Genomic DNA, 8,876 nt, shown 5'->3' with positions numbered 1-8,876 from the left:
GGGTTTCTTTGATCTGATTGTGGTGGATGAGTGCCATCGCGGCAGCGCAGCAGAAGATTCCGCCTGGCGAGAGATCCTGGAGTATTTCGCGGATGCCACCCAGATCGGCCTGACTGCAACGCCGAAAGAAACAAAATATGTATCCAACATTCATTATTTTGGCGAACCTCTCTATACCTATTCTCTCAAGCAGGGCATACGAGATGGCTTCCTTGCTCCCTACAAGGTGATCCGCGTCCACCTGGATGTAGATGTGCAGGGCTACCGCCCGAAGCTAGGGGAAGTGGATGACCGAGGCTATGAAATAGATGATCGCATCTACAACCAGAAGGATTTCGATCGCACATTGGTCATCGACGAGCGCACAAACCGAGTGGCGAAATGGATCAGCAACTACCTCAGGGCCAGTGGCGATCGCTTCCAGAAAACCATAGTTTTCTGCGTAGATACCGAGCATGCCCAGCTGATGAGGCAGGCACTGATCAACGAGAACCAGGATCTAGCAAAGGCGAATTCCCACTACGTGATGCGGATCACGGGAAATGACGAAGAAGGGTTGAAAGACATTGATAATTTCATTGATCCGATGGTGGCCTATCCGGTAATCGTAACGACCTCACGCTTGCTTTCCACAGGGGTAGATGCCCAGACATGCCGACTAATTGTGTTGGACCGGGAAGTGGGCTCGATGACGGAGTTCAAGCAGATCGTGGGTCGAGGCACACGGGTGCATGCCGACAGCGAGAAGTACTACTTCACCCTGGTGGACTTCCGTAAAGCTACCAATCACTTTGCTGATCCTGACTTCGATGGTGAGCCGGTACAGATCTATGAACCTGGGGAAGACGACTCTCCGCTCCCACCTGATGTTCCAAATCCACCTGATGGGGAAGACAGCCAGGACCCCAGCGATGAAGAGGGTGAGGACACGACTATTGGCGATCTAGATGATGACCCGTTTCCACAGGATCCGCCGGGCGATAAAAACCGGAAGTACTACATCAAGGGGAAGGCAGTGTCCGTGCTCACCGAGCGGGTGGAGTACCTGGATGAAAACGGCAAGCTCGTCACCGAGTCGCTGCGGGATTACAGCCGCAAGACGGTGAGGGAGCAGTACGCCAGCCTGGATGCCTTCCTGCGCCGCTGGCGGGGAGAAGAACGCAAGCAATCGATCATTGATGAACTGGCGGCAGAGGGACTGCTGCTGGAGCCACTGCAGGAGGAGGTCGGCAAAGACCTGGATCCCTTCGATCTGATCTGCCACATCGCCTTCGATCAGCCACCCCTCACCCGGCGTGAGCGGGCCGCCCGAGTGCGGAAGGATGTGTTCAGCCTTTACGGGCCCCAAGCGAGGGCGGTCTTGGAGGCCCTGCTCGAGAAGTACCAAGACGAGGGTGTAGTGGGCGATCTGGACAATGTCAAGATCCTCGAAATCCCCCCATTCACCACCATGGGGACTGCCTTCGAGTTGATCCAGGGGTTCGGCTCAAGGGCCGGCTTCCAGAAGGCGGTGCATGATCTGCAGGATTGCCTGTATGCGGAGGCGGCCTGAGCGATGTCGGCACGAACCACGGTCAAGTCCATCCAGGACATCATGCGCAAGGACGTGGGTGTCGATGGAGACGCCCAACGCCTATCCCAGCTCTGCTGGATGTTCTTCCTGAAGATCATCGACGACCAGGACCTCAAGCTTGAGGTGATGGAGGAGAGCTTCAGTTCGCCAATCCCCACCCACTTGCAATGGCGCCACTGGGCCAAGGATCCCGAGGGCATTACCGGGGATGAACTGCTGGAGTTCATTAACCAGGAGCTCTTCACCTACCTCAAGGAGATGCCCCTGAAGGGATCGCACCCAAACCGAGGCAAGGTGGTGCGAGAGGTGTTCCGAGACGCCTACAACTACATGAAGTCTGGGCAGCTGCTTCGGCAGGTGATCAACAAAATCAATGAAGTTGATTTCAATAATCTGAGCGAGCGCAAGCACTTCGGTGACATTTATGAGCAACTACTCAATGACCTGCAAAGTGCTGGCAATTCAGGGGAGTACTACACACCTCGGGGTGTCACCAGCTTCATGGTGGATCGCATTGACCCGAAACCCGGAGAACTGCTGCTGGATACCTCAGTAGGCACAGGTGGCTTCCTTACCTGTTCGATTCGGCACATGCGTGATCACTCGGTGAAAACGGTTGCCGATGAACAGGCGATGCAGGCAGGTCTGCGGGCGATGGAGAAAAAGCAGCTACCCCACATGCTGTGCATCACCAACATGCTCCTGCATGGGATTGAAGATCCCAGCTTTGTGGAGCATGACAACAGCCTCACCCGCCCTTATGCCAGCTATGGCAGGAGCGACCAGGTGGATATCATCTTGACCAATCCGCCCTTCGGGGGGCAGGAGGAGGATGGAATTCAGGACAACTTCCCGGTTCAGTTTCGCACCAGGGAGACCGCTGATTTGTTCCTGGCTCTGTTCATCCGTTTGCTCAAGCCAGGCGGGCGGGCCGCGATCGTCTTACCGGATGGCTCCCTCTTCGGCGAAGGCGTAAAGACCCGCCTTAAGGAGCACCTACTGGAGGAGTGCAACCTGCACACGATCGTGCGGCTGCCGAACTCGGTCTTTAAGCCCTACGCCAGCATCGGCACCAACCTGCTGTTCTTTGAAAAAGGGGAGCCAACCAAAGGCATCTGGTTCTACGAGCACCGGGTGCCACCGGGCCAGAAGGCCTATTCGATGACAAAGCCGATCCGGGTGGAGCATTTCCAGGACTGCGTGGACTGGTGGGGTGGAGTCGAGCGCCAGAACCGCCAGGAAACTGAGCAGGCCTGGAATGTGCCCATTGAGGCGATCAAGGCCCGCAACTTCAACCTGGATTTCAAGAACCCCCACACCGTGGCTGATGACCACGGCGACCCAGTCGAGCTGCTGGCCAAGCTGGAACAGGACGAGCTGAAGACCGCCAGCCTGCGCGATCAGCTCAAGGCGATCCTGGCCGAGGCGCTGCTGCGATGAACGCCGAGCAGCTCCTACAGCATTTCGAGCGGGTCAGCGAAGCGCCTGATGCGATTCCACGGCTGCGGCGCTTCATCCTCAATCTTGCGGTGCGTGGCAAGCTGGTGGAGCAGGACCCCAGCGATGAACCGGCGTCGGAGTTGCTGAAGAGGATTGCTGAAGAAAAGGCGCGGCTAGTGAAGATTGGGGATATAAGGAAACCAAAGAAGTTTCCAGGAATGGAAGATGTGCCTTTCGGCCTACCGAAGAACTGGCTATGGTCTCGCATTCGTGAAGTCACAAGCGATCGCGGACAGGAAATCCCGCAATCAAGATTTACCTACATCGATGTCACGGCCATCGATAAAGCGGCCGGTGTTGTTGCCGACCCAAAAATATTGGAAGCATCTGAAGCGCCTAGCAGGGCTCGCAAGATAACAAAAAAAGGCGACGTGATTTACTCCTGTGTACGTCCGTATCTCTTGAATGTCGCCATTATCGACAAGGAGTACAAACCAGAACCAATCGCCAGCACCGCCTTTGCAATCCTCAACGGACACGGGCATGTTATGCCGCGCTATCTCTGGATCGTTCTTCGAAGTACTTTTATGGTGGAGTGCGTCGAAGAGAATCAGCGCGGGCAATCCTATCCAGCAATCAATGATGCGGATTTTGCTCTTTTACCTTTCCCTCTCCCTCCCCTCGCCGAGCAGCACCGCATTGTTGAGAGGGTGGATGAGCTGATGAGCCTCTGCGATCAGCTGGACGCGGCCAAGGTGGAAAGAGAAAGGTGCCGTGACAGCCTGGTGGCGGCCAGCTTGCAGCGATTGAACCAGCCCGCAGAAGAGGAAGAAACCTTCCGCGAGCATGCCCGCTTCACCTTCAACAACCTTCCACACATCACCAGCCGAGCTACCCATATCAAGCAACTGCGGCAGACAATCCTCAATCTCGCCGTGCGTGGCAAGCTGGTTCCGCAAGACCCTAGTGATGAACCGGCGGCGGAGCTGCTGAAGCGGATTGCGGCGGAGAAGGACCGGCTGGTGAAGGCGGGGGAGATACCTCGTAAGCAACCTGCTGTTCGAGATTTGTCAAGGGATATTGAATGCTTGCCAGAGTCATGGGAGCTGATAGCACTCGGGGAAGTCTGCAATATGGTGACAAGCGGGTCGCGTGGGTGGGCCGAATTCTATGCAACAACCGGAGCTGGGTTTATCCGTGCTCAAAACATACGGTTTGGCCAGCTCAAGTTGGATGACCTGGCGTGCGTAAATCTGCCGCAGAACTCTGAAGGGAGTCGCACAAAAGTTGAGATGGGTGATCTTCTGATGGTTATAACGGGAGCTGGAGTGACAAATCCTGCTACGTTAGACCAAGACATAGGCGAGGCCTATGTAAGTCAACATGTTGGTCTTATGAGGCCGACACGAAAGGAGCTTTCCGATTGGCTCCTCTTATGTCTTATGTCTCCATCTGGTGGTCGTAACGAGCTCACGGAACGCGCTTACGGTGCGGGCAAGCCGGGACTCAATCTAGATAATCTCCGTTCACTTACTGTTCCTCTCCCTCCCCTCGCCGAGCAGCACCGCATCGTCGCGAAAGTGGATGAACTAATGGCGATCTGCGATCAGCTGGAGGCCCAAATCACTGTGACGGAGCAAGACAGCCGTCGATTCCTTGAATCCGTTCTTGCCGATGCCCTTGCCCCTGGCATCGATCTCAGCGCAGAGGCCAAAGTTGCATGACCGAATTACCTTTACCCAAGTATCACGAGCTGATGCGGCCCATGTTGGAGGCCGTGACTGACGGGGAGCCCCACCACGTCAAAGCGGTGATCCAGCGCATGATGGATGTCTCTGGCCTCACTGCAGAACAGCTGGCCGAAACCATCCCCAGTGGTCAGCCGAAGTTCCGCAACCGCAGCCTTTGGGCAGCCACCTACCTACGTAAAGCCCAGGCACTTTCCACCCCGAAACGCGGCTGGGTGCAACTCGATGAGCGCGGCCGGCAGCTGCTTGCTGAACCAGGCCCTGTCACCCTCTCCAGGCTTAAACAATTTCCTGGCTGGGAGGAAGCCTGGGGAACAGACAAGTCAGAAGCAACTGATGGCACACCCCTCACGGAAGCCGCTCCTGAAGCTGATGTCACTCCGGAGGAGCAGATCGCGGCAGGCATCAGCCAGTTGGAAGCCGATGTGCGCGGGGAGCTGCTGCAGCGGGTAAAGGCGATCAGCCCCGAGGCCTTCGAGGCGCTGGTGCTTCAGCTTCTTGGTGCCCTTGGCTATGGCGTGGGCCCTGAGTCCCGCCAGGGGGTACAACGCGGACCCGATGGCGGCATCGATGGCCGCATCCATGAAGACCGCCTGGGTCTGGCCAGCATCTACATCCAGGCCAAGCGCTACCAGGAGCAGACGATCGGGCGGCCGTTGATCCAAGCTTTCTACGGCGCCATGGGTGGGGTAGGCGCCAGCAAGGGCGTCTTCCTCACCACGTCCGGTTTCAGCAAAGATGCCCGCGATTACGCCAACGGGCTTGTGGACAAGCGGATTGTGCTGATAGATGGAAACCGACTCACCCTGCTCATGATCACCGCTGGCGTGGGCGTTTCGGTGAAGGACACCTATGTGGTGCACCGGCTGGATGAGGATTTCTTCTCGGAATTCGAGGGGGTTTAGGCCGGCGCCATGGGTTTCAGATTCCATCGCTCTGCCCGCCTGGGTCGCCATAGGTTCAATCCGCAGCAACTCCTAGTCCCACCTCGATGACGAGCTGCCGCATTGTGCGGCAGAAAGCCCGGCGGGGTAGCCGCCGGGCTAGTGGCTCAGAGCACCTGCACTCGGGCCTGAGAGCCGAGCATCCGCTGCTGATTGGCAGCCAGGATTAGGGCCTCCTCGCGGGGCACGTAGTGCGGCTGGGAGCTGATGTGCCCTTCTCGATCGAGGAACAGCACCCGCAGCAGCCGGCCTGCGGCATCCAGAAGGTGAACCGAGATGATGCGAATCGGGCATTGCTGCTCTGCAGCAGAGCGAACGGGCTTGAGCTGCAGGGAAAGGAGGGTGGCGGCCATGGCTGTGCTGGCGAACGACCCTGCCGTTGCGCCCCGGAGAAGCCAGCAGCGCGCAAGAGTCGCGCAGCGACTTGCGTTAGCCCTTGCGCGCTGCTGCTGCCGGGGCAGACCAAGGGAAGTGCTCGCCAGCCCCATGGCCCACCACTTATCTCAGCTGCAGTAGTCCCGCCGGGCCTCAGACCAGAGGTCACCGAGTAACGACGCATCAAAACGTTCTGGCGAATACAGCCAGCCGCCCCTGCCGCTGGCCATGGTGTTGCTTCAAGAAGAACGGATATGCAGGCAACCGGATCAACGGCTCGACATCGCAAGGCAAGCCAGTCCATTGAGCGCAGCTACCGCCTCATCGACGGCAGCTGTCAGCCCCACTTGGAGCTCGATGGTCAGTACAACTCCCTTGATGACGCCATCGCTGATGCCATCGCCTGGATCGGCGATCTCAGTGAGCCCGACAATCCTGCCAGCCTGATCGGTGTGGAAGTAAGCAGCACCAATGGCGACTGGCGCACCTGCCGCCTACCGGGACCCTTGCTTTGTCCGCTGCCGCGCTGAGCTACATGGCCTAATCACCATTTCCTTGAAAGCTGACAACAGAAAACCCCGGGCGAGCGGGGGATTATCTGGAGCCGCCGGGCAAGTGAATGCAGGCGCTCATGCCGGCACCTAACTTACTGGCACCTGCTTTCACTGTGCAAGAGATCACAGCAGGCGGCTGCTCACTCCTCTTCTGTGCTGCCCAAAGGGATCAGCTTGATCTGCTTTTTGCCCAGCTTGATCTCGAACTCATCGCCTGGCTTGAGGTCGAGCATGGCGGTGTATGCCTTGCCCACCATGAGATTGCCGTTGAACTGAATCTTGGTGGTGTAGCTCAGCTTGCGGCCACCCTTGCCCCGGCCGGCGCTATCGGCACCAAGGCTTACACCCTTAGCGCCCAGCAGGGCCTCATAGAAAGCGGTGAAGTTGAGGCGCTCGCTGCCGTCTTTCTTAGAGCTCACATAGCCGCACTCACGAACGAGCTCTGACTTGGAGACATCGCCTAGTTCCTTGACCTTGGCTAGCAGTTCGGGACCGGTGAGCATGAAGTATCAAGGCAAACGCATTACGACTTCAATTTAGCGTTGATCAGTGGGTTTGACATTAGAGCTCGCAACGCCATTGCCTGCTGCTCACGATCCTTGCTCCCTTAACCCGCAGGGTTCTCGTTCAGCGCCATGAGCGCTATTCCTACGGCTTTGGTGTGCAGGAGGACAGCTACTCAGCGCCGCCAAAGCCCCAGCCATTCGTTGTCGCGCTCGAGGGCTGAGCCTTGCTCTGAGCCCTGCGCTCGCTCCCAGAGCTGCTTGTGGAAGCCTGCTTCTGCCAGCTGCTGCGCCAGAAGCGCTGGGTCGCTGCCCCACGGGGGGCCATCCCGACGCGGGTGGCACCAGAAGAGCCCCAGCAACCAGCCCCCGGGAGCCAGCAGCCGCGCCGCGGTGTCGACATAGGCGCCACGCTGGGTTGGATCAATTGCGCAGAAGCAGGTGTGCTCCAGCACGCCCTGCAGGCTGCCGGTGGTGATGCCGGCTGCCGCCAGCGCCGACCCATCAAAGAGATCGGCCTGCAGCCAGCGCAGCTGGGTGCTATCGGAACCATGCACCGCCTGGGCGCGCTCAATGGCCTCACCGCTGAAGTCCAGCCCAATCACCTCGTAGCCGAGATCGGCGAGCAAGGCCACCTCATGGCCCCGGCCGCAGCCGGGGACCAACACCCGAGCCGGTGGATGGGGAGTTCGGCTGTCAGTGCGCAGAAAGGTATCCAGAGGCGGCGCGGGCTTGCCCAGCTCCCAGCGATCATTGCCGTCGCGGTAGCGCTGATCCCAGGTGGAAGCAGTCATCAAGAGAAATTCAGCCGTGAAATATTCAACAGGAGCCCCGGCGAACTAGGAAGGGTTTGGATAACCCAGGAAATCATCCAAGTCAGGGACTGAGACTCATGCACCTGTCTTGACGGAGATTTCTCAAAAGCAGGTTGTCCATACTTTCACTAGTACCCAAGGCTCATAAAAGTCTTTAACTAAAATAGCTTGACTTGATTGCCTGCTACCATGCAGATGTCGCCCAGAAGACAAAGTTTTGTAGCCCTTATAACGTCCGATAAATAATCAACCGATAACGGAGCCTTAACCCAGGCATTACACTCGTGCAAAGTGCCGAAGTAATCTTTAAAAAGAGACAAATTTCCAATGAATGCCATTGAGGTGCGCAATGCGTCGGTTATGTTTGGCAATAAATATGCTGTACATAATTGTGATATCAGCTTCAAAGCTGGAGAATTTACTGTTTTGCTCGGGGCATCTGGCGCTGGCAAGTCAACCCTTTTGCGAACACTAAATTTGCTTCAGAAATTGACCACTGGCGAAATATTAGTGCCAGGGTTGGGAAAGGTCGAGGGTGTGACAAAAACAAGAAGGCATCGAAAGTCAACTGCTATGGTCTTCCAGAGTCACCAGCTTCTAGAGAGAAAAACAGCACTTGAAAATACTGTATTGGGGAGACTTCCCTATCATCATGGCATAAATACACTTTTTCCGTTTCCAAACAGAGACCGACTATTAGCACTAGAAAATCTCGAAAGGGTAGGATTACTAGAAAAAGCATTGACAAGATCTAGCGACTTGAGTGGCGGCCAAAAACAAAGAGTTGGGATTGCAAGAGCCTTGACTCAAGGCCCGAAAATCATCTTGGCAGACGAGCCGATCGCAAGCCTTGATCCTGTCACTTCAGACGGAATACTCAAGTTACTAAAAGATATTTCAATTGACCTCCAAATAACTACTATT

General features: G+C 56.7%; 9 protein-coding genes. 6 read left to right on the top strand and 3 right to left on the bottom strand.

Annotated elements, in window-relative coordinates; genetic code table 11:
- The 4 genes from hsdR to KBY71_RS13550 form a co-directional block, all read left to right on the top strand.
- Positions 1–1,552: EcoAI/FtnUII family type I restriction enzme subunit R (gene hsdR / locus KBY71_RS13565; protein ID WP_254929425.1), on the top strand; the 1,552-nt coding region annotated here is incomplete at its 5' end.
- A 3-nt stretch (positions 1,553–1,555) separates the two neighbouring features.
- On the top strand, positions 1,556–3,013 hold the full coding sequence (locus KBY71_RS13560) for a class I SAM-dependent DNA methyltransferase (RefSeq protein WP_254929424.1): 1,458 nt from the start codon (positions 1,556–1,558) through the stop codon (positions 3,011–3,013).
- Positions 3,010–4,737, top strand: a complete 1,728-nt coding sequence (locus KBY71_RS13555; protein ID WP_254929423.1) for a restriction endonuclease subunit S — start codon at positions 3,010–3,012, stop codon at positions 4,735–4,737. Before KBY71_RS13560 ends, KBY71_RS13555 begins: the two co-directional genes overlap by 4 nt.
- On the top strand, positions 4,734–5,666 hold the full coding sequence (locus KBY71_RS13550) for a restriction endonuclease (RefSeq protein WP_254929422.1): 933 nt from the start codon (positions 4,734–4,736) through the stop codon (positions 5,664–5,666). The genes KBY71_RS13555 and KBY71_RS13550 overlap by 4 nt, the downstream gene beginning before the upstream one ends.
- A 146-nt stretch (positions 5,667–5,812) precedes the next feature.
- Here KBY71_RS13550 and KBY71_RS13545 read toward each other — a convergent pair whose 3' ends face one another.
- A complete protein-coding gene (locus tag KBY71_RS13545; protein WP_254929421.1) occupies positions 5,813–6,058 on the bottom strand; it encodes a hypothetical protein in 246 nt (81 codons plus the stop codon).
- A 276-nt stretch (positions 6,059–6,334) separates the two neighbouring features.
- On the opposite strand from KBY71_RS13545, the gene KBY71_RS13540 reads away from it, so the two are divergent.
- Positions 6,335–6,610 carry a hypothetical protein gene (locus KBY71_RS13540; RefSeq protein ID WP_254929420.1) on the top strand — a complete coding sequence of 92 codons (276 nt, stop codon included), beginning with the start codon at positions 6,335–6,337 and terminating at the stop codon, positions 6,608–6,610.
- A gap of 164 nt (positions 6,611–6,774) precedes the next feature.
- Here KBY71_RS13540 and KBY71_RS13535 read toward each other — a convergent pair whose 3' ends face one another.
- Together KBY71_RS13535 and KBY71_RS13530 are read right to left on the bottom strand one after the other, a co-directional pair.
- On the bottom strand, positions 6,775–7,137 hold the full coding sequence (locus KBY71_RS13535) for an AbrB family transcriptional regulator (RefSeq protein ID WP_254929419.1): 363 nt from the start codon (positions 7,135–7,137) through the stop codon (positions 6,775–6,777).
- Positions 7,138–7,313: 176 nt separating this feature from the next.
- Positions 7,314–7,931 carry a methyltransferase domain-containing protein gene (locus KBY71_RS13530; RefSeq protein ID WP_254929418.1) on the bottom strand — a complete coding sequence of 206 codons (618 nt, stop codon included), beginning with the start codon at positions 7,929–7,931 and terminating at the stop codon, positions 7,314–7,316.
- A 348-nt stretch (positions 7,932–8,279) separates the two neighbouring features.
- Here KBY71_RS13530 and KBY71_RS13525 point away from each other — a divergent pair.
- Positions 8,280–8,876: phosphonate ABC transporter ATP-binding protein (locus KBY71_RS13525; protein ID WP_254929417.1), on the top strand; the 597-nt coding region annotated here is incomplete at its 3' end.

The organism is Cyanobium sp. T1B-Tous (genome assembly GCF_024345475.1).
Lineage (GTDB): Bacteria > Cyanobacteriota > Cyanobacteriia > PCC-6307 > Cyanobiaceae > Cyanobium_A.
This window is presented reverse-complemented; position numbering and strand designations above follow the sequence as displayed.